Genomic DNA, 20,632 nt, shown 5'->3' with positions numbered 1-20,632 from the left:
CGTCCATGCCGGACGACCGGTTCAAGGGAACCATTCTGGGCATCGTCGAGGGCTGCACCAATCCGGAGAGCGCGGAACTGCTCGACGACGGCGAGACGTTCGTCTTCGGCAACTGCCGCCTCGACGTGGGCTTTCCGTGGTTCCGGGAGAGCCAGGGCCTGGTCTACCTCCAGGGCGAGGCGTTCGTCACCCGCGCCCGGATCAGCCCGGAGGGCAAGGTGTCGGTCGAGGAGCGCAGGCTGATCGACGGGCTGACCACCACCCTCGGCTGCGACATCCTGCGCACGGACACCGAGGTGTTCCCGAGCGGCACCGCCTTCACCGTCGCCGACGGCAAACCGGTCGCGCGCCCCGACGGATCCGGTCCCGCCCCGTCGCAGCCGCAGATCATCGGGTTCGATCCCATGACGGGGACGATCCGCGGCCGGATCCCGCTGTGGGAGGGCTCCGCGATCGGCGACCGGTTCGAGCCGCTCCAGATGCCGAACGGGCTCGCCATCGACTCCGCCGGAAACTTCTACGTCGCCGACTGCCCGCACACCAACCCGTCGACCGACCCCGCCGCCCCGCCGCCGGTGTCGCCCGCCGTCTACCGCATTCCGGTCGCCTCGCTCGGGGCGCTGGTCCGTCAGGAGCCGGGCGCCGCCGACGCGGTGACCCGGGTCGTGATGCCCGGATACGTCAACGGCTGCGCGGTCTCCCCCGTCGACGGCACCTGCTGGGCTGTCAGCTGCTCGCCCCTCGATCCGGTGGGCGGCGGCGTGTACGAACTGCCGCTGAGCGCCTTCGAGTCGGGGGTGCAGCCGCCGCCGCGCTGGCGCGACATCGGGGAGATGGACGGGGTGTGCGTGAGCCGGCGCGGCACGGTGTTCGTGACGGCTCCGATGAAGAACGAGATCCACGCCTTCACCGCCGACGGCGCGCACGGTCTCGTTACGGCCGAGGGGCTGCCGACCCGGATGCCGTCCGATCTGAACGTCGTCTACCCGACCTGCCTGGACGGCGAACCGGCGCTGATGGTCGCCGACATCATGGTCGGCACGCCGCCCGGAGACTGCACTGTGTCGGTCGTGGCGGTGCCCGGCCTCTGAACACGCCGCCACGGGTGGAGGTTCAACTCTCCACCCGTGCATGCACGTTCAGCGCGATGAAGTCGTCGTCCACGTCCTCGGCCACCGTGATGTTCCCGTCGGCGAACGCGCGGATCTCGTCCTGGCCGTAGCCGAGCTCGCGCAGCACGTCATCGGTGTCCGCGCCGTGCGCAGGCGCGGGCCTGGGCACAGGCGTGGACGCTCCGTCGACCAGGACGGGCTGACCGACGTGGGTGATCGTGCGCCCGTCACCCAGATCGGCCGGCCCTTCGACCAGAACGCGGCGCGCTGCGATCTGCGGATCGGCCACCACGTCCTCGATGCCGTCGTGCGCCGGACCGATCGGCAGCCGGTGCTCGACCGCGACACGCATCCACTCGGCCTGTGTCCTGGTGCGCATGATCGCCTGCACGTCGCGGCGCAGCGGCTCGCCGTGCACCTGATCGACGAGGTCGGGGCGGTCCGCGAGGGCGCAGAAGGCGGTCCAGAACTTCCGTTCCTCCGGGCAGAAGAGGACGAACTTCCCGTCGGCGGTCTCGTACCACTGGTACCGGGCGACGCCGCGGCGCTGCGCCGGGTCCGCGACGGCGGCGGCGGCTTCGGGCTGGTTGAGGTGGGCGGCGACCGCCGTCCAGGCGTCGGCGAGCACGGCGGTCGCAGCGGACACGTCAAGGAGGCACCCGCGCCCCGTCCGCTCACGCCGGGCCAGGGCGGCGGCGATGTGGAAGGCGGCGTAGACCGCGCCGGTGGCGGTGCCCTCGCCGCCGATGCGCAGGCTCGGCCAGGTGATCGCGCCGCCCGCGGGCCGGGTCAGTCCTTCCTCGTCGAGCTCGACCGGGCGTGCTCCGGCGAGGGCGTCCATCATCTGTCCGTGCACGGGCAGATCGGCGTACGGACCGCTCGCGCCGAAGCCGGTGTTCTGGCAGTAGACGATGTCGGGACGGTGGACGCACACCTGCTCGTACGAGAGACCGAGGTGTGCCGGGCGGTTCCCGGTCGCGTTGGTGACGAGGACGTCCGCGCCGGCGAGGAGCCGCCCCAGGATCTCCCGGCCGCCCTCGGTGGTGAGGTCCACGGCGACGCTGCGTTTGTTGCGGTTGGCCTGCTCGTGCAGATAGCGGGTCTCGTCGATGCGCAGATAGTCGCCGAGGCGCGGGCTCTCGATCTTGACCACGTCGGCGCCGAGGTCGGCGAGCATCATGCTCGTCGAGGCGCCGTTGAGCAGCATCGACACCTCGACGACGCGGTAGCCACTGAGCAGACCCATCAACTGTCCTTGTCTCCAAGAGGGTTCAGGTGTCGGGGAACTCGATCACCAGGGCGGTACGGGGCCGTGACTCGGCCGGGTGCCCGGCATCACGGCGGCCAGCCAGTCGGTGAGCGCGCCGCGGGTGTCCGCCGGGTCGATCATGTCGTCGACGGCGAAGAGCTCGGCCATGCGCAGGGGCGCGCCCTGGCGCCGCAGCGCCGTGGCGGGGTCCGTCCCGTTCGCGCGGCCCAGGACGTTGGCCGCGCCCTCGGGCCCCATCGCCCCGAACTCCGCGGTCGGCCAGGCGAGGACCATCGAGGCGCCGAGCGGTCGCCCGCCCATGGCCACGTGGGCGAGGCCGTAGGACTTGCGCAACGTGACGCTGGAAAAGGGCACTTTGGCGTGGGTCAGGGTGTGGATCAGGTGAGTGCTGTGCCGCATCAGAGCCGTGCGCTCGGCGGCCGGTCCGACGGCGAAGCCGGGCGAGTCCACGAGGAACACGACCGGCAGGCCGAACGCGTCGCACAGCCGCACGAAGCGCGCCGCCTTGTCCGCCGCGTCGGCGTCGATCGCCCCGGCGAGGGCCGTCGGCTGACTCGCCACGCAGCCGACCGGCCAGCCGTCGACCCGGGTGAGCGCGGTGACGAGGTTGGGGGCGAACCCGGCGCGCAGTTCGAGGAGTTCGCCGAGGTCGGCGAGGTGCGCGATGACCTGTCGTACGTCATAGGGCCGACGCGGATCGGCCGGTACGACGTCGCGCAGGCCGCGGGCGTCGGCGAGCGGGGCGGCCGGTTCGAGGCGCCCTTCGAAGTAGGACAGGTAGGCCGAGATCAGAGCGGTCATCTCGGCCTCGTCGCGGGCGAGGACCTCGACGGCGCCGGAGGTGGCGTGCACGTCGGCGGCGCCGATCTGCTCCGGGGTGAAGCGCTCGCCGAGCGCGGCCTCGACGAGCGGTGGCCCCGCCATGCCGGCCGCCGCGTTCCGCGTGGCCACCACGCAGTCGCAGAGTCCGGCGAGCACCGCGTTCCCCGCGAACGCCCGCCCCGGCACGGCGCACACCGTGGGTACCTTCCCGGAGAGCCGGGCGAGGGTCGGGAAGACGGCCTCGCCGCCACCGCGGGAACGCAGCGACGCCTCCTGCACGCGATGCCCCGCACCCTCGGAGAAGAGCACCACGGGCAGCGAGCGCTCCTCGGCGAGGTGCAGGACGCGGGCGAGCTTGGTGTTGTTGACCTCGCTCTGGCTGCCCGCCAGAACCGTGTAGTCGTACGACGCGACGACGACGGGCAGCCCGCGCACCCGGACGATGCCGGTGACGAGTCCGTCGGCCGGGGTGTCGCTCCCGGCCTCCGCGGCCCGCGCCAGGACCCCGTACTCACGGAACGATCCGGGGTCGGCGAGCGCGTCGATGCGCTCGCGCGCGGTCCGCGCCCCTCGGGCCCGCTGCCGGGCGACGGCCTCCGGGCGGGCGGCATCGGTGGGCCTGCGACGGAGCTCATCCAAGTCGGCCATGCGCAGAAGTATAGCCGCCTCGCCATAATTAAGTATCCTGATTTTTGGCATCGGATTCGAGCCGGATCAAGCCTGAGCGGGCCCGATCGATCCGGCTCGGTCGGGCCCGCTCAGGCTCAACCGACCTCACGGGAGCGTCAGCATGCTGGAGAAGGTACTGATCGCCAACCGGGGCGAGATCGCGCTCCGCATCATCCGCACCTGCCGGGAGTTGGGCGTGCGGACCGTCGCCGTGCACTCCGTGCCGGACCGCGACTCGCTCGCCGTGCAGTACGCCGACGAGACCTGCGCGCTGGACGGTACGACCGCGGCCGAGACCTATCTCGACGCGGCGGCGCTCCTCGCCGCCCTCGACCGCTCCGGCGCGGACGGCGTCCACCCCGGCTACGGCTTCCTCTCCGAGGACCCGGCGTTCGCCCGGGCCGTCCTCGACCGCGGAGCCACCTTCATCGGACCGCCGCCCGACGCGATCGCCACCATGGGTGACAAGATCAGCGCCCGGCGGGCAGCACGCTCGGCCGGAGTTCCCGTTCTGCCCGGTGGGGACCAACCTCTGCGGGACGAAACCGAGTTGACCGCCTTCGGCGCCGAGCACGGCTGGCCGGTCGCCGTCAAGGCCGCCTTCGGTGGCGGCGGTCGCGGGATCCGGACGATCCGCTCGGCTACCGAGGTCCCCGACGCCGTGGCCGCGGCTCGACGGGAGGCGCTCGCATCCTGCGGGCGCCCCGAGCTGTACGCCGAGCGGTTCCTCGACCGGCCGCGCCACATCGAGATGCAGATCCTCGCCGACACCCATGGTCACGCGGTCTGGCTCGGCGAACGCGACTGCACCGTGCAGCGGCGCCACCAGAAGCTGATCGAGGAGTGCCCCGCCCCCGGCCTGCCCGGCGACGTGCGCCGCGCGATGGGCGAGGCGAGTGTGCGCCTCGCCCTGGGCTGCGGGTACGTGGGAGCGGGAACCGTCGAATTCCTCTACCAGGACGGGGCGTTCCACTTCCTGGAGATGAACACCCGCCTGCAGGTCGAGCATCCGGTGACGGAGCTGGTCACCGGCCTCGACCTGGTCGAGTGGCAGCTGCGGGTGTCCGCGGGCGAGCCCCTCACCTTCGGACAAGGGGACATCGCCGTCACCGGGCACGCCATCGAGGTCCGGATCAACGCCGAGGACCCCACGGGCGGGCGGTTCACTCCCGCCACCGGCCGGCTCACCCGCTTCGACCTGCCGTCGGGGCCCGGGGTGCGCTGCGACACCGGATACGCGGCAGGGGACACGATCGGTCCGTACTACGACAGCCTGCTCGCGAAGGCCGCGGTGTGGGCGCCCGACCGTGACCGGGCCCGGGCACGCCTCGCCCGTGCGCTCGACGAGACACGCATCGAGGGCCTGGCCACGGGCCTCCCGGCGCAGCGGTTCCTGCTCGGCCACCCGGACTTCGCGGGCGCGGAGCACTGCACCAACTGGGTCGACAGAGAACTCGACCTGTCCGCCCTGCGCCCACCGGCCGCTCCGGCACAGCCGTGGGAGCCCGAGGAGCCGCACACGCCGGCCGGCCGGCGTTCCCGCCGGGGCGTCCCCGCCCTCACCACCTGGCCCCCGCGCGCGGACGAGGAGTGCGGCGCCCGCACCGACACCCCCGGCAGCATCGTCGCACCGCTCGCGGGGACCGTGGTCGGCCTGGCCGTCGCGCTCGGCGACGCCGTGAACGCCGACGACCCCGTGTGCCATGTCGAGGCGATGAAGATGGAGACCACGGTCCGCACCCCGGTGGCCGGACACGTCGCCGAACTCCTCGTCGCCCCCGGTGACCACGTCGCCCCCGGAACCGCCCTGGCGGTGATCAAAGAGGGCACCTTTCTTGGCCTGCTAGGGTAAATTTCCTGCTCCAGGCATGTTTTGAGGAAGCTTTTTTCCGGCGAGGGTGGAGTTACACGCATGGCAAGCAAGTCGGTGACGGCAGAGCCCTCCGGGACGACGGCGGCCACCAGCCGCAGCCACACCAAGAAGCTGGCCGAGCTCACCTGCGAGAAAATCGAGATGAAGATCATCGAGATGAACTGGCCGGTGGGCGAGGTGATCGGCTCGGAGGCCGACCTCCTCGCGGAGTACGGAGTGAGCCGCGCGGCACTGCGCGAGGCCATCCGTCTGCTCGAACACCACAATGTCGCGTACATGCGCCGCGGCCCCGGCGGCGGCCTGGTCGTCGCCGAGCCCGACCCGGACGCCATGGCGCACGCCGCGGCCGTCTATCTGCGCTACCGCAAGGTCACCCCGAAGGCCCTGTTCGAGGCGCGCACCGCGCTCGAAGTCGCCGCGGTCCGCAGCGCCTGCGAGCACATCGACGAGGACGGCATCCGCAAGCTGCGCGACGCCCTCGAGCACGAGGCGCAGTTCGTGGGCGGCGAGTCCGACGCCACCATCCACGACTTCCACACCGTCGTCGCCGAACTCAGCGGCAATCCGGCGCTGCACCTGTTCGTCAACGTGCTGACCCAGCTCAGTGCGGCCGGGTTCCTCGGCGCCACCGCGATGTTCGACAAGAAGGCGGCCCGCAGCGTCCAGGCCTCGCAACAGGTCGAGGAGGTGCACCGCACCCACGAGGCGATCGCGGACGCCATCATCGCCGGGGACGCCGGCCTCGCCCAGCACCGCACGGTGCGCCACCTCAACGCACTGGCCGCCGCCCTGGACGAGTGACGCCGCACGGCAGGCGCGGGATCAGGGCTTCACCCGGATCTCGTACAGGGAACCGTCGGGCTCGTGGTACTCGCCGGTGGAGAAGCTGCGCCGCAGGCAGGAAATGTACATGCGGTCCCGGTCGAAACGCAGCTCGTTCCAGCCGCCCTGCAGCCCGTCCGCGAAGACGTGCACCTGTCCGGCCGGGTCCACGCGCAGGATCTTCGAGTCGTACGGCAGCGGTCCCGGCTCCGCCTTCGAGACGTGCATGAAGTTGGTGGCGCCGAAGTCGAAGAGGAAGGTGTGCCCCCCGTACGGTCCGAACTCCGGCGGGGCGACCTCGGCCATCGCCCAGCCGATGTCGCGCCGGGACACCGGCTCGGTGTCGATGCGGTCCCCGTCGATGACGTAGTACTCAAGGGTGTTGTGGCCGGGGTCGTCGGTCTCGAAGCTGGTGTCGGGCATCCCGCCGAGCAGCAGCTTGCCGTCCAGTTCGGGCCCCCAGACCGCGGTGGCGTAGAAGAGGAAGTACGGCATGACGGGGCGGCCGAAGACCTCTTCGAGGACGAACAGCGGGAGGCACTCGCGGTCCGGGGTGATCTGGTAGATCACGCAGTTCATCATCGTCTGGCACAGGTATGTGCCTTCGTGCGCGGTGCCCTTGCGGCCGAACCCGCCGATCATCATCGCCCCCGGGGTGCCACCGCCGGTGGTGCCCGCGTGCGGGATGTCGACGAAGGTCTCCGGCTCGGTGTCGCCCTCGGTGATCCGGTAGAGGCGGTGCCCGCTCAGCGCGCCCTCGCGGCCGCCCTTGGCCTGGCCGGGGAAGAAGATGTCGCCGCCGTAGGGGCCGAACCCGTCCGGCGCGCGACGGATGAGATAGGGCATGCCGGGGACGGCGCCGGGCTCGAAGAGCCGTGAGTGCTTCCCGTCGCGGGTCAGGCGGTGGATGGTGCCGTGGCCGGCGAACGGGACCCAGACGTCGGGGTCCTTCTGGGGCCCGTGGTCGCTGAAGTAGAGCGTGCCGTCGTCCTCGACCCAGCCGAGAATCGGGTCGTAGAGGAACTGTCCGGCGTCGATCGTGACGCGGCCCTCGAAACCTGCGTCCAACACCCGCATCTTGTAGGCGCATTCAGCCATCAGCTGGGCGTGAGGCACGGTCGTCATGGTCATCCTCTCGTCGCATCGTGCGGTGGCTTCCGGCCGGACGGCGGAAGGTGTACGTCGACCTCGCCCGGTCCCACGGTCGTGGCGCCGCCGGCGTCCTCGGTGCGCAGGCTCAGCGTGACGATGCCGGTCCGTTCGTCGGCGGCGGTGACCCGGCCGCGGACGGTCGCGGTGCTCCCCGCGGTGTTGAAGCTGCGCATCCGGAAGCCCCTGATCGCCGTGAACCGGGCGCCGGGACCGGCCCAGTCGCGTACGGCGCGCTCCCACATGCCCATCAGGAACAGCGTGTTGGCGTACATGTCGGGGGCGCCGGTGGCGCGGGCGTGGGTGGTGTTGTGGTGGATGGAGTTGAAGTCGCGATTGGCTCCGGCAGCCATCACGAGGCGGTAGACGGGGAGCGGGAAGGCGACGGCGGGGATCTGCTCGCCGCTGTCGGCGGCCGGCGGCCGCATGGTCTCGCGCGGCGTTTCCCGGTGCCGCGCGGATGGGTGCGGATCGTAGGCGTACGAGCCGTTGCGTACGCGGGCGACGACGTCGCCGCGGTCCGAGACGATCTCGGACTCGTACGTGCAGAAGGCTCCCCGGCCCACCCGGGTCTCCTTGGGCGCGCACGACAGGAGGCGTCGCCCGCGGCGGCCTAGCCACTCGCCCGCGACCACCGGCCGTACGAAGTCCAGCTCCATGTCGGTGGCGAAGAAGCCGCGCACCGGGGGCATCCGGGACATGTCCGGGTTCTGCACCGGGGAGCGGGACGGCTGGGCGTCGCGGTCCGCGCCCACGTCGGCGCCCACGTCCGCGTCCGCTGCCGCGAACAGCGGGGGTTCGCCCGGGTTCCACATGGGTGGCAGGGCGAAGCTGATCAGGCTGGTGCTCGGGGCGACCAGTCCGTCGAAGCCGTGGTGGCGCGCGACGCTCTCGTCGTAGTGGATGGGTGAACCCAATTCGATGGGTTCGAGGAAGCGTCGGACGGTCCCCGCCTCGACGCGGTCGGCTCCCCAGTGGATCCGCCCGTCGGACAGGTCGGTTCCGACAAGGGCCATCAGGGGATCCCAGGCGCGCGCCCATGGGGCCTGCCTGTCGGTCTCACTCGTGGTCATGAGCCTCCTCCGGGAAGGACACTAAAACTGACGGTCAGCGTTCAGCAATACCTCTGCACCTGCCCGCCCCACAGGGGAAGCCGGTCGCACGGTCATTGCTGAACGGCATCCGTCTGTTTTACGGTGCCAGCGATCGCGACGCCCATTGCTGCACCCCCGACGCCAGATTAGAGTGTACTGAATAGCGCCCGTGAGGCGCACCCGTGCTTTCGACACCGTGGAGCATCCCGTGCACATCGTCGATCTCCCCCGCGCGACCGACCGGGTCGTCGGTCGCGTCCTGACCGAACAGGCCGAACTCCAGGGCGACCACCACTGGTTGGTCTCCGACGACCGAGTCGTCACCTTCGGCGAGGCACGCGACACCGTCTCGCGCCTCGCCACCGCCCTGTCCGGTTTCGGCGTCGGCCGCGGCGACGTGGTGGCCGTCCACATGGACGCCTCCATCGACCTCGTCCTGGCCGGCGTCGCCGCGTCCGAACTGGGCGCCACATTCGCCCCGATGAGCACCGACTACCACGGCGAGTTCCTCAGCCGGAACATCGCCTCCTCCACCGCCGAGGTCCTGGTGACCGACGCCGAGCACGCCGCGCAGTACGTGACGCTCGCCGACATCGGCCGGGTCAAGCACCTCGTCGTCGCGGGCGGCGCGGACCTCGACGCGCTGCGGCGCCCCGGCCTGGAGGCACACGCCTTCGACGAGTTGCTCACGAGCGCTCCGCTCGCCCTCCCGTCCGTCGCCCACTACGACGACGTCCTGATGATGTGGTGGTCGTCGGGCACCACCGGTGCCCCGAAGGGCATCATGCAGACGCACTCGGGGCTGATGCACTCCGCCGTCCGCTGGATAAGGGACCGGGACATCCGCGAGGACGAGGTCTGGTACTCCTGCCTGCCGATGTACCTGGGCGGCGCCTGGACCACGGCGCTGTGGCCGTCCCTGGTCAGCGGGACGACGGCCGCCATCGACCCGCGCCTGTCGGTGTCGCGGTTCTGGGACCGCGTACGGCACTACAAGGCCACGCAGATCTTCACGCTCGGTGCGATGCACATGTTCCTGATGCAGGCCCCCGAGCGGCCCGACGACAAGGACAACACCGTGCGCTGCGCCGTGCCGGTGCCGATGCCGTGGAGCCAGGTCCCCCGGTTCAAGGAGCGGTTCGGCATCCCCGACATCCAGCAGGCGTACGGGCAGAGCGAGGTGCCGTGCCGGATCTTCGCGGCGCCCGACGACGGCACGCCGTGGCGCGACAACGCGATCGGCCGGCCCGTGCCCTGGCTCGACGTACGGCTCGTGGACGAACACGACGAGGACGTGCCCGTCGGCGAGGTGGGCGAGATCGTCGTCCGGCCGAAGGAGCCGTTCACACTGTTCGCCGGGTACTTCAACGCACCCGAGGCCACCGCCCGCACCTGGCGCAACCTGTGGCACCACACCGGGGACCTCGCGCGGGCCGAGCCGGACGGGCAGTACTTCTTCGCGGACCGCAAGAAGGACTACATCCGCTACAAGGGCCGCAACATCTCCATGGCCGAGGTGGAGTCGGTGGTGGCGCGCCATCCGGACGTCGCCGAAGTCGCCGCCTTCGGACGGCAGTCGGCGGAACTGGAGTCGGAGGCCGAACTGGCCCTCGCCGTCGTCGCCAGGTCCGGGACGAAACTCGACGCAGGGGAGCTGGCCCGGTACGTCAACGACCACGCGCCGTACTACTTCGTGCCGCGCTACATCGAGATCGTCGACGACCTGCCGCGCAACGCCCAGTTCAAGACTGACAAGGTCGCCCTGCGTTCCCGGCCGCTCTCCGACGACGTCTGGGACCGCGACCGCGCCGGCTTCGACGTGGCCCGGTGAGGCGGTGAACACGGTCGGCAAAGTGACGGGCGCTCAGCAGGCTGTGGCCGACATCGGCGACGGCGCGAGCGTCGCCGTGGGCGGCTTCGGACTGTGCGGCATCCCGATGGACCTCATCCGGGCCGTCGCCGAGCACGGCGCGGGCGCACTGCGCGTCGTGTCCAACAACTGCGGTGTGGACGACTGGGGGCTCGGCATCCTGCTGGCCGCCGGCCGCATCGCTCGTATGACTTCCTCGTATCTGGGGGAACACGCCGAGTTCGGGCGCCGCTTCCTCAGCGGCGAGCTGGAGGTCGAACTGGTGCCGCAGGGCACCCTTGCCGAACGGCTGCGGGCGGGCGGCGCCGGAATCCCCGCCTTCTACACACCGGTCGGTGCCGGAACGGACCTGGTCACCGGGAAGATGCCGCTGCGCCACGCCCCTGACGGCTCGGTCGCAGCCTGGGCGCCGGCCCGCGAGACCCGCGTGATCGACGGCCTAGAAGTGGTCCTCGAACACGCCATCACCTGCGACTTCGCGCTCGTCCACGCCGCCGTCGCGGACACCGACGGCAACCTCGTCTTCCACTCCAGCGCCCGCAACTTCAACCCGCTGTGCGCGATGGCGGGCCGCATCACCGTCGCCGAGGCCGAGACCATCGTGCCGAGCGGCGCCCTCGACCCCGACCACATCCATCTGCCCGGCATCTTCGTCCAGCGCGTGGTGCAGGCGCAGGACTCGACGCCGAAGCGCGTCGAACGCCGGGGGGTGGCCGTCGGATGAGCACGGACATCCGCACCCTGATCGCCGCACGCGGCGCCCGTGAACTGACACACGGGATGTACGTCAATCTGGGCATCGGCATCCCGACGTCCGTCCCCTCCTTCCTCGCCCCGGACATACGGGTCGTCCTGCACAGCGAGAACGGGGTACTCGGGGTGGGCGGATTCCCCTCGCCCACGGACGAGGACCCGGACACCGTCAACGCCGGCAAGGAGCCGGTGACGCTGACCGCCGGGGCGTCCGCCTTCGACTCCGGGCTCTCCTTCGCCATGGTGCGCGGCGGCCATCTCGACCTGGCGCTCCTCGGCGGTATGCAGGTCTCCGCCGCAGGGGACCTCGCCAACTGGCGGACGACGGGCCGCCTCATCAAGGGCATGGGCGGCGCCATGGACATCGTCCGGGGCGCGCGGCGCGTGGTGATCCTCATGGAGCACACGACCCGCGACGGCGCGGCCAAGCTCGTCGACACGTGCACCCTGCCGCTCACCGGACGGGGCGTCGTCCACCGGGTGATCACCGAGCTGGGCGTCCTCGACGTGACCCAGGAGGGCTTCGTCCTGCGCGAACTCGCCCCGGGCGTGAGCGTCGCCGACGTACAGGACCGCACGGACGCCCCGGTCGCCGTGCGCCTGGACGACGGGGGCGAACGGTGACCACCACCACACACAGGGAGCGGGGCGACATGGATCTGGCCGAGACCGTCGACGCGGTCGTGCGTCTCGACGCCGGGGCGCGGGCCCTGTGTTTCGAGGACCGCTGGTACACCTGGGACGAGTTGACCGCGTACGGCGACGTGGTGCTCGACCTGGTCGCGGGCGCGGACGTGGCGCCCGACCGCGCCGTCGGTGTACTCCTGCGCAACGAGCCGCTGTGCGTCGCCGTGCTCCTCGCCGCGCTGCGCGCCCGGCGCCCCGTGCTCACCTTCAGCGGGCTGCTTCCGGACGCCGCGCTCGCCGACGACGTACGGGCCTGCCGCCCGGCCGCCCTGGTGGTCCCGCCCGCCGACGCGGACCGTGCGGGGCTCGTCGACGCGCTGACGGCGGTGGGCGGTGTCGGGATCCGCGCCGGGGACGACCCGGGCGTCCTGACGGGCACCCGGCACGATCCGGTCGCCGATCACTTCACGCCGGCCGCCGGCACCGTCGCCGTCATGCTCACCAGCGGCACCACCGGCCCGCCCAAGCGGGTGGCGCTGACGTACGAAGGGCTCGCCCACGCGGTGCACGCCGCCAACCGGCACCACGAGGGCGCACGCGCGGACGCGGCGCCCCGACTGCGCGATGCCACGACCATCATCGACCTGCCCCTGTTCAACATCACCTCGTACCTCGACATCGCGATGACCGTCGCGGCCGGACGCCGCGTGTGTCTGATGCGCCGGTTCGAGCCCTGGGCCTGGGGCCGTGCGGTGCGCGAGCACCAGGTCGTCGTGTCGCTGCTCGTGCCCGCCGCACTGCGGATGGTCCTCGACGCGGGGATCCCGAGGGAGTGGCTGAGCAGTCTGAAGGTCGTGCGCTCGGGCTCGGCGCCGCTCGATCCGTCGGTCGCCGAGGAGTTCGAGGAGCGGTACGGGATTCCGCTGATCGTCTCCTACGGCGCGACCGAGTTCTCCGGTGCGCTCGCCGGGCTCACCATGGCCGACCGCCGACGCTGGGGTTCGGCGAAGCGGGGCAGCGTCGGCCGGCCGCATCCCGGGGTGGAGCTGCGCATCGTCGACCCGGCCGAGGGGCAGGTGCTGGGCCCCGGACAGGTCGGCGTACTGCTCGCACGGGCCCCGCAGATCGCGGGCTCGGAGCCCGGCGGCTGGGCCCGTACCAACGACCTGGCCCGGATCGACGAGGACGGCTTCCTGTTCATCGAGGGCCGGGTGGACGACATCATCATCCGCGGCGGCTTCAAGGTGGACCCGGGGGCGGTCGCGGACGTGCTGCGGCTGCACCCGGACGTGGCGGACGCCGCGGTGGTCCCGCTGCCCGACCCGCGCCTCGGCCAGGTCCCCGTCGCGGCCGTGGTGCTCCGCACGTCACGGCAGGAGCGGCCGGACGAGGAGCTGGAGGGCGCGCTGCAGGACTGGGTGCGCGAGCGTCTCGTCCCCTACGCCGTGCCCGTCCGGATCCGAGCGGTCGAGGCGCTGCCCCGCACGCCCACCATGAAGATCGCCCAACGGCAACTCCTCGACCTGCTGCGGAGCTGAGCCCCATGACCTCTGAGCCCACGACCGTCTTCACCCCCACGGACGACCACGAACGGCTCCGCCGTGAGCTGCGTGACTGGCTCGCCGTCCACACGCCGGACGACTGGCACGAGGAACTGCGTACCGCCACCAAGGAGCAGTTCCGCGCCTTCACCATCCGTCAGGCCCGTGCCCTGCGCGCGGCCGGGCTGCTCGCCGCGCACTGGCCGGCCGCGTACGGGGGCGGCGGCTTCAGCTTCCGCGAGCAGCTGCTGATCCAGGAGGAGTTGGTACGCGCCGACTTCCCGCAGCCACGCCTCCTGGAGATTTCGCTCGCGCACATCGCGGCGACGCTCATCGCGCACGGCACCGAGGAGCAGCGTGCGCATCTGCCGGCCATCCTGGACGGGGAGATCTGGTGCCAGGGGTTCTCGGAGCCGGACGCGGGCTCCGACCTGGCGTCGCTGCGCACCCGTGCCGAGCGCAGGGGGGACGTGTACATCGTCAACGGGCAGAAGATCTGGTCCAGTTATGCCGACCAGGCGTCCTGGTGTCTGCTGCTCGCCCGCACCGACGCCACCGCGCCCAAGCACCGCGGCCTGTCGCTGCTGATGCTCGACCTCGCCGCGCCCGGTGTCGAGCTGCGGCCGATCCGGCAGGCGACGGGCACCGAGGAGTTCAGCGAGATCTTCCTGACCGATGTCGAGATCCCGGTGGCGCACCGGATCGGCGAGGAGAACACGGGGTGGCGCCTGGCGCAGACCACTCTCGCCGCCGAACGCGTCTTCAACACCCTGGAGTTGCAGGCCAGGCTGGCGGTGGCGGCGCAGGACATCGCCGACCAGGCCCACACGGTGCCGGCGGGCGACGGGACCGCCGCCGACGACACGGCGTTCCGCCAGGACCTCGCCGCGCGGGCCGCGGAGATCGAGGTGCTCGGCCTCCTCGGGCAGCACCTGGCCCGGGGCGTCGAGCGCACCGGCGAGGTCGGCGTGGAGGGGTCACTCGTCAAGCTCCTCTACAGCGAGACCTTGCAGAAACTGACCGGCCTCGCCCTGCGCACCCAGGGCATGCCGGCCTTGCTCGACCAGCGACGCGAGTTCGCCACGACGTGGACCTCGGGTCACTGGATGATCGACCATCTCAAGTCGTGGAACTGGACGATCGCCGCCGGAAGCAACGAGATCCAGCGCACCATCATCGGCGAGCGCGTCCTCGACCTGCCCCGGGAGCCGCAGTCATGACCCTCACCCAGACCCCCGCACCCACCCGCTCCCGACCGGATCCGGAACCGGACGATCTGCGCGAGGAGTTCCGTCGTTCGGTCCGTGCCGTCCTGCGCGGCACGGCGACCGAGCGCGGGATACGTCCCGTCTGGTCCGCCGAGGACGACAACGCGGCCGCCTTCCGGCAGGCCGCGCAGCTCGGCTGGCTGGGGCTTCTGATCACCGAGCGCCGGGGCGGCGCGGGCGCCGGAATGCGCGAAGTGGCGGTTGTCGCCGAGGAGTTGGGGGCACATCTGGCCGTCATCCCGTTCGTCTCCAGCGCGGTGCTCACCAGCACCGCCCTCTCGGTGGGTGGTGACGCGGCGACGGGGGCGCGCTGGCTGCCCCCTCTCGCCGCCGGACAGCTGCGCGGGGCGGTGGCGCTGACGGGGCCGAGCGGGCGCCCCGATCCCGAACTCGTCGATGTGCGGGCGCGGATCGAGGACGGGCGGCCCGTACTCGACGGCACGGCCGGGTTCGTCCTGGACGCCGCGGACGCCGATCTGCTCGTGGTCGCGGCGCGCCGTGCCGAGCGGCCGGGGGCCGACCTGTACGTGGTGGAGCGGGGAACTCCGGGCCTGGAGATCACCGATCTGCTCAGCGTCGACCGCACCCGCAGGATGAGCACGCTCGTCCTGCGCGATGTCCGTCTGGAGGCTTCGGCGCGCCTGCCGTACAGCTCGGAGGCGTGGCCGGCGCTGACGCAGAGGTCCACGGTGGCGTTCGCCGCCGACTCGGTGGGCGCGGCGCGGCGGGCCCTGGACATGGCGGTGGAGTACGCCAGGCAGCGCGAGCAGTTCGGCCGCCCCATCGGCTCCTTCCAGGCTGTCAAGCACAAGCTCGCCGACATGTATCTGCTCGTCCGGGGCGCCTCGCTGGCGGTCGAGGCCGCCGCGGGCGCCCTGGACGAGGGCCGCGACGCCCGCCGCCTTGTCGCGGTGGCGGGCGCGTACGCGAAGGACGCGGCGGCGAAGGTCACGGGGGACGCCATCCAGGTGCACGGCGGCATCGGCTACACCTGGGAGCACGACTGCCACCGCCTGTTCAAGCGGGCCAAGTTCGACGAGAACTACCTCGTCGACCCGATGCTCAACCGCGAGATGATCGCCCGGCTGATGCTGGGCGGCTGACCCGGTCCGTGCCCGGTCCACCGGCCCGGTCCGCTGCTTCCAGGAGCGGGCCGGTCCGTGCCCGCACCCGGTCCGCGGAGCCGGGATGGGTGAACACGTAGAAGCGCTCGTCCCGGACCGCGGCCACGGCCGCTCGCGCCACCTGGGCCGGTGTCAGGGCCTCCCCCCAGGTCCGCTCCCGGCTCCCGGACCCGGGGGCGAGGGCCCACGTTTCCCGGCGCCCGGCCGCGGTGAGGCGCTGCTCCTCCTTCGCCGGAAGCCCGGTGCTCACCGCACCGGGACACAGGACGGACACCCCCACGACGGCCTGGCGTGCGGCGAGTTGGGCGTGCAGAGCCTCGGACAGCGAGACGACCGCGTGCTTGCTCACCGCGTACTCGGGGATCGGCGTCCCCGAGGTGACTCCCTGCATCGACGCGGTGTTCAGGACATGCCCTGCGTGACCCGCCGCGAGCATCGCGGGCAGGAACGCCTGGATGCCGTGCAGCACGCCCCACAGGTTGACGTCCATCACACGCCGCCACTCGGCGACGGGGAGCTCCCACAGCGGATCGCCGACCGGGCCCATCACCCCGGCGTTGTTGCACAGCACGTGCACCGCGCCGAACCGGTCCAGGGCCGCGTCCCGCAGCCGTAGCACCTGCTCCTGGTCCGACACATCGGTGCGGACGGCCATCAAGTCCGCACCGCTGTCGGCCAGTTCGCGCCCGACCGCCTCCACGTTGGGGCCGTCGACATCGGCGAGTACGAGACTGGCCCCCTCGGCCGCGAACGCCTCGGCGAGTGCCCGGCCGATCCCGTCGGCCGCTCCGGTGACGACGACGACCTTGCCCTGAAGTTCCTTCACACGACATCCCTCACTCGACATCTCCCACGCGAGATCTCTCGGACCGAAACGAGGACTAATAAAGTATACTCAAATAACTCGCGACGTACCGCGAAGAACAAGCGCAGAACAAGCCGGACCGGCTCACTTCGGGAGGCACGGATGGCACGACAGGTCGACGCAGTGGTGATAGGCGCCGGGTTCGCAGGCCTCTATCAGCTGCACAGGCTGCGCGAACTCGGCTTCACCACGCAGGGTTTCGAGGCCGGCGGAGGCGTCGGCGGCACCTGGTACTGGAACCGCTACCCCGGCGCCCGCTGCGACGTGGAGAGCATGGACTACTCGTACTCGTTCTCCGAGGAGCTCGAGCAGGAGTGGGAGTGGACCGAGCGCTTCCCGGCCCAGCCGGAGATCCTGCGCTACCTGGAGCACGTGGCCGACCGGTTCGGGCTGCGGCCGATGATCCGCTTCGACACCCGGGTCACCTCCGCCGTCCTCGACGAGGAGACCGGGCGCTGGACGGTCACCACCGAACACGGCGACACGGTCGACGCCCGCTTCCTGATCGCCGCCACAGGGTGTCTGTCGGCGTGGCAGGTACCGGACTTCGAGGGCCTGGAGTCGTACCAGGGGAAGACGTACCACACCGGCAACTGGCCGCAGGAGACCGTGGACTTCACCGGCCTGCGGGTCGGCGTCGTCGGCACCGGGTCGAGCGGCATCCAGTCGATACCCCGGATCGCCGAGCAGGCCGCCGAGCTGTACGTCTTCCAGCGCACCCCCAACTTCAGCGTGCCGGCCCGCAACCACCCGCTGACCCCCGCGTACCGCGAGAGCCGCAAGGACACCTACCGCGCCTACCGGGAGCGGGCCAAGTACTCGGGCGGCGGGCACTCGGCCATCCCGCCCGTGAAGTCGGCCCTGGAGGCGAGCGATTCGGAGCGGCGGGACGAGTACGAGCGCCGCTGGCAACTCGGCGGAGCGCCGCTGATCCAGCAGTGCTACAACGACCTGATGCTGAACGAGGCGGCCAACGACACGATCGCCGAGTTCGTCCGGGGCAAGATCCGGGAGACCGTCAAAGATCCTGACACGGCGGAGAAGCTGTGCCCGTCCGGCTATGCCTTCGGCGCGAAGCGGCTCTGTGTCGACACCGGCTACTTCGAGACGTACAACCGCGACAACATCACCCTCGTCGACGTGCGCCGCTCCCCCATCGAGAAGATCACCCCGAGCGGCATCGCCACCGGTGAGCGGGAGTTCGAGCTCGACGCCCTCGTCTTCGCCACCGGGTACGACGCGATGACCGGGCCGCTGCTCAGGCTCGGCATCCGCGGGCGAGGCGGCCAGGACCTCAGGGACGCCTGGGCACAGGGACCGCGCGCCTACCTGGGCATCCAAGTGGCCGGGTTCCCCAATCTGTTCACCATCACCGGACCCGGCAGTCCCTCGGTGCTCAGCAACATGGTGGTCTCGATCGAGCAGCACGTCGACTTCGTGACCGATGCCCTCGTGCATCTGCGCGAGCACGGCATCGCGTCGATGGAGCCCGAGGCCGGAGCCCAGGACGCGTGGGTGGCCCATGTGACGGATGCGGCCGAAGCCACGCTCCACGTGAAGGCGAACTCCTGGTACCTGGGCGACAACATCCCCGGAAAACCACGGGTGTTCATGCCGTACGTGGCCGGGGTCGGCGCCTACCGCATGAAGTGCGACGAGGTGGTCGGACGCGGATACGAGGGCTTCGTACTGCGATAGCCCGCAACCGCTTCAGGCCGTCGGGGCGAGAGCCGCGGCGGCCTCCCGCACGTCGAGACCGCTCGGGAGCAGCGCCCACACGGGCGTGGTGACGCCGGCCCGCACATAGTCGTCGATGCGGCGACGGCACGCCGCCGGGGACCCGTGCACGCACACCGCGTCCACCGCCTCGTCCGGTACGGCGGCCACAGCGGCCCTGCGGTCCCCGGCGTCCCAGGCGGCCCACATGTCGGCGAGCAGGTCACCGTGACCGAGCCAGCCGTAGTAGGCGCGGTACACCGGGACGGTGAGATAACCGGTGATCAGCGTGCGGACGACGGCCCTGACCGCGTCGGCGTCCTCGGACGGGCACACCATGATCCGGGCGACGATCTCCGCGTCCGGGTCCTCGGCGTGGACGATCTCCGCGATCCGGCGGACGTCCTCCGCGGACACCCAGTTGAGGATCACCCCGTCCGCGTCCCGCGCACCGAGCCGCAGCATTCGCTCGCGCAGCGCCGCGACGAGGATCTTCGGGGGTGCCGGCGGCATCAGCCCGAGCCGGAAGCCGTCGACGGAGAAGGTCTCGTAGCGCTGCTTGATCCGCTCGCCGGTGAACGCGGCGCGCAGGAAGGCCACCAGGTCGCGGGTGCGCGCGTACGGGGTCTCGTACGGGATGTCGTTCCACTTGCGCACGATTGCCTGCGACGAGGCGCCGATGCCGAGCGTGAACCGGCCGGGCGCCGCACAGGCGAGCGCCGCGGCCGACTGGGCGAGGGTGGCGGGGCCGCGGGTGAACGAGGACACGATCGCGGTGCCCAGGCGCAGTCTCGGTTCGGCGGCCGCGGCGAGGGCGAGCGGGGTGAAACCGTCGGCGCCGTTGGACTCGGAGGACCAGGCGTCCGAGTAGCCCATGTCCGCCAGTTCCCGGTAGAGACCCGGGTGTTGATCGAGCGGTACGCCGTCGAGGGGAACGGTCAGGCCCCAGCGGTTCATCAGTCGCGTTCCCCTCGGGTGATGGCATGGGCGGTGGCGATGAGCTTGGGCACGATCCACTCGAAGTCGGCGTGCAGTGCGGTGTCGCTGCGCCCCGTGAGGTGCCGGTGGTACGAACCCTCTGCGATGCAGCCGAGTTTGAAGAGGGCGAGCACCTCGTAGTAGCGGCGGTGCGTGACGTCGCGGCCGGAGACCTCGGCGTACCGGGTCGCCAGTTCGGCGCGGGTGGGGGCACCGGGGTGCTGACTCGCGTTGCCGTAGAAGGCGTTGAGCGGCGACTCCTCGCCGGGTTCGGTCCACAGGCCGAGCACCCAGCCGAGGTCCGCGAGCGGGTCGCCGACGGTGGACTGCTCCCAGTCGAGGACTCCCGAGACACGGGGCGGCAGGTCGTTCGCGAACAGCACGTTCAGGAACTGGTAGTCGCCGTGGATGATCCCGGGCGCCCCGGAGACCGGCTGATGGGCCCGGAGCCACTGTGCGACGTCTTCGAGGTGCTGCAGATCGCGGGTGCGGTAGTGGGCCAACTGGCCGAGCCAGCGGTCCACTTGACGGTCGAGATAGCCGGCCGGGCGGCCGAATCCGGCGAGTCCCGCCGCCTCCCAGTCCACCCGTGACAGGTGGGCGATGACCTCGATGAAGTCGTACATCATCGCGCGCATCGCCCCGTCGGCGAGCGCGTGCTCGGGGTAGGGGGCCTTGAGGTGGAACCCCTCGACCTGGGACATCAGCAGGAACGGCCGCCCGAGAACGCTCTCGTCGGTGCACAGGTGGAGCGCCTCGGGGCGGGGCACGGGGGTGCCGCGCAGCGCGCGCATGACGCGGTACTCGCGGGCCACGTCGTGCGCGGAGGCGGAGAGGCGGCGGCGCGGCGGGGTACGCAGGATCACCGGTGCACCGCTGTCCGTCGTGGAGAGTTCGAAGATCTCGTTGGAGCTGCCCGAGGTGATGCGCCGGATGTCGTGCACGACGCCGATCTCGGGGACCGCGCGCTCCAGGTAGGGCAGCAGGGAGCGCTCGTCGACGAAGCTCCGCAGGTCCGTCATGAACCGGCAACCGCCTCTCAGTAGTCGAGAAATCAGGGGTTGAGAGTCAGTGGTTGA

Annotated in this window: 17 protein-coding genes; 10 read left to right on the top strand and 7 right to left on the bottom strand. The window is 71.3% G+C overall.

Annotation, left to right across the window (positions count from 1 at the left end):
- Positions 1-5 precede the first annotated feature (5 nt).
- A complete protein-coding gene (locus ACZ67T_RS33560; protein WP_469989057.1) occupies positions 6-1,091 on the top strand; it encodes an SMP-30/gluconolactonase/LRE family protein in 1,086 nt (361 codons plus the stop codon).
- A gap of 22 nt (positions 1,092-1,113) precedes the next feature.
- On the opposite strand, the gene ACZ67T_RS33555 is transcribed toward ACZ67T_RS33560, so the two are convergent.
- Both ACZ67T_RS33555 and ACZ67T_RS33550 read right to left on the bottom strand, forming a co-directional pair.
- Positions 1,114-2,358 carry a CaiB/BaiF CoA transferase family protein gene (locus tag ACZ67T_RS33555; protein WP_469989055.1) on the bottom strand — a complete coding sequence of 415 codons (1,245 nt, stop codon included), beginning with the start codon at positions 2,356-2,358 and terminating at the stop codon, positions 1,114-1,116.
- A 45-nt stretch (positions 2,359-2,403) separates the two neighbouring features.
- The gene (locus ACZ67T_RS33550; protein ID WP_469989053.1) at positions 2,404-3,852 is read right to left on the bottom strand and encodes an acyl-CoA carboxylase subunit beta; all 1,449 of its coding nucleotides are present in this window, start codon (positions 3,850-3,852) and stop codon (positions 2,404-2,406) included.
- A 142-nt stretch (positions 3,853-3,994) separates the two neighbouring features.
- Here ACZ67T_RS33550 and ACZ67T_RS33545 point away from each other — a divergent pair, with 142 nt between their 5' ends.
- Together ACZ67T_RS33545 and ACZ67T_RS33540 are read left to right on the top strand one after the other, a co-directional pair.
- Positions 3,995-5,725: an acetyl/propionyl/methylcrotonyl-CoA carboxylase subunit alpha gene (locus ACZ67T_RS33545; RefSeq protein ID WP_469989052.1), complete on the top strand. Its 1,731-nt coding sequence runs from the start codon at positions 3,995-3,997 to the stop codon at positions 5,723-5,725.
- Positions 5,726-5,785: 60 nt separating this feature from the next.
- Positions 5,786-6,547, top strand: coding sequence for a FadR/GntR family transcriptional regulator (locus ACZ67T_RS33540; protein WP_469989050.1), 762 nt, complete (start codon positions 5,786-5,788; stop codon positions 6,545-6,547).
- Positions 6,548-6,568: 21 nt separating this feature from the next.
- Here ACZ67T_RS33540 and ACZ67T_RS33535 read toward each other — a convergent pair whose 3' ends face one another.
- Together ACZ67T_RS33535 and ACZ67T_RS33530 are read right to left on the bottom strand one after the other, a co-directional pair.
- A complete protein-coding gene (locus ACZ67T_RS33535; RefSeq protein ID WP_469989048.1) occupies positions 6,569-7,693 on the bottom strand; it encodes a hypothetical protein in 1,125 nt (374 codons plus the stop codon).
- 2 nt (positions 7,694-7,695) lie between these two features.
- Positions 7,696-8,790 carry an FAS1-like dehydratase domain-containing protein gene (locus ACZ67T_RS33530; RefSeq protein ID WP_469989046.1) on the bottom strand — a complete coding sequence of 365 codons (1,095 nt, stop codon included), beginning with the start codon at positions 8,788-8,790 and terminating at the stop codon, positions 7,696-7,698.
- Between the two features lie 190 nt (positions 8,791-8,980).
- Here ACZ67T_RS33530 and ACZ67T_RS33525 point away from each other — a divergent pair, with 190 nt between their 5' ends.
- The 6 genes from ACZ67T_RS33525 to ACZ67T_RS33500 are packed head-to-tail and all read left to right on the top strand — an operon-like array spanning position 8,981 to position 15,973.
- Positions 8,981-10,642 (top strand): AMP-binding protein, encoded by a 1,662-nt coding sequence (locus tag ACZ67T_RS33525; protein WP_469989044.1) that lies wholly within the window; start codon positions 8,981-8,983, stop codon positions 10,640-10,642.
- 22 nt (positions 10,643-10,664) lie between these two features.
- A complete protein-coding gene (locus ACZ67T_RS33520; RefSeq protein WP_469989043.1) occupies positions 10,665-11,405 on the top strand; it encodes a CoA transferase subunit A in 741 nt (246 codons plus the stop codon).
- Complete coding sequence (locus tag ACZ67T_RS33515; RefSeq protein ID WP_469989041.1) at positions 11,402-12,058, top strand: 3-oxoacid CoA-transferase subunit B; 657 nt, start codon at positions 11,402-11,404, stop codon at positions 12,056-12,058. Before ACZ67T_RS33520 ends, ACZ67T_RS33515 begins: the two co-directional genes overlap by 4 nt.
- On the top strand, positions 12,055-13,599 hold the full coding sequence (locus ACZ67T_RS33510) for a class I adenylate-forming enzyme family protein (RefSeq protein WP_469989040.1): 1,545 nt from the start codon (positions 12,055-12,057) through the stop codon (positions 13,597-13,599). Before ACZ67T_RS33515 ends, ACZ67T_RS33510 begins: the two co-directional genes overlap by 4 nt.
- Positions 13,600-13,604: 5 nt before the next feature.
- A complete protein-coding gene (locus tag ACZ67T_RS33505; protein ID WP_469989038.1) occupies positions 13,605-14,822 on the top strand; it encodes an acyl-CoA dehydrogenase family protein in 1,218 nt (405 codons plus the stop codon).
- A complete protein-coding gene (locus tag ACZ67T_RS33500; protein ID WP_469989036.1) occupies positions 14,819-15,973 on the top strand; it encodes an acyl-CoA dehydrogenase family protein in 1,155 nt (384 codons plus the stop codon). Before ACZ67T_RS33505 ends, ACZ67T_RS33500 begins: the two co-directional genes overlap by 4 nt.
- Here ACZ67T_RS33500 and ACZ67T_RS33495 read toward each other — a convergent pair.
- The gene (locus tag ACZ67T_RS33495; protein WP_469989034.1) at positions 15,933-16,820 is read right to left on the bottom strand and encodes an SDR family NAD(P)-dependent oxidoreductase; all 888 of its coding nucleotides are present in this window, start codon (positions 16,818-16,820) and stop codon (positions 15,933-15,935) included. The genes ACZ67T_RS33500 and ACZ67T_RS33495 overlap by 41 nt on opposite strands.
- A 141-nt stretch (positions 16,821-16,961) precedes the next feature.
- Between ACZ67T_RS33495 and ACZ67T_RS33490 the strand changes: the two genes are divergently transcribed.
- On the top strand, positions 16,962-18,557 hold the full coding sequence (locus ACZ67T_RS33490) for a flavin-containing monooxygenase (RefSeq protein ID WP_469989032.1): 1,596 nt from the start codon (positions 16,962-16,964) through the stop codon (positions 18,555-18,557).
- Positions 18,558-18,569: 12 nt separating this feature from the next.
- Here ACZ67T_RS33490 and ACZ67T_RS33485 read toward each other — a convergent pair whose 3' ends face one another.
- Positions 18,570-19,532, bottom strand: coding sequence for an LLM class F420-dependent oxidoreductase (locus ACZ67T_RS33485; protein WP_469989030.1), 963 nt, complete (start codon positions 19,530-19,532; stop codon positions 18,570-18,572).
- Complete coding sequence (locus ACZ67T_RS33480) at positions 19,532-20,575, bottom strand: phosphotransferase family protein (protein WP_469989028.1); 1,044 nt, start codon at positions 20,573-20,575, stop codon at positions 19,532-19,534. Before ACZ67T_RS33480 ends, ACZ67T_RS33485 begins: the two co-directional genes overlap by 1 nt.
- Between the last annotated feature and the right edge of the window lie 57 nt (positions 20,576-20,632).

This window comes from Streptomyces sp. NPDC107517, assembly GCF_055582645.1.
This window is presented reverse-complemented; position numbering and strand designations above follow the sequence as displayed.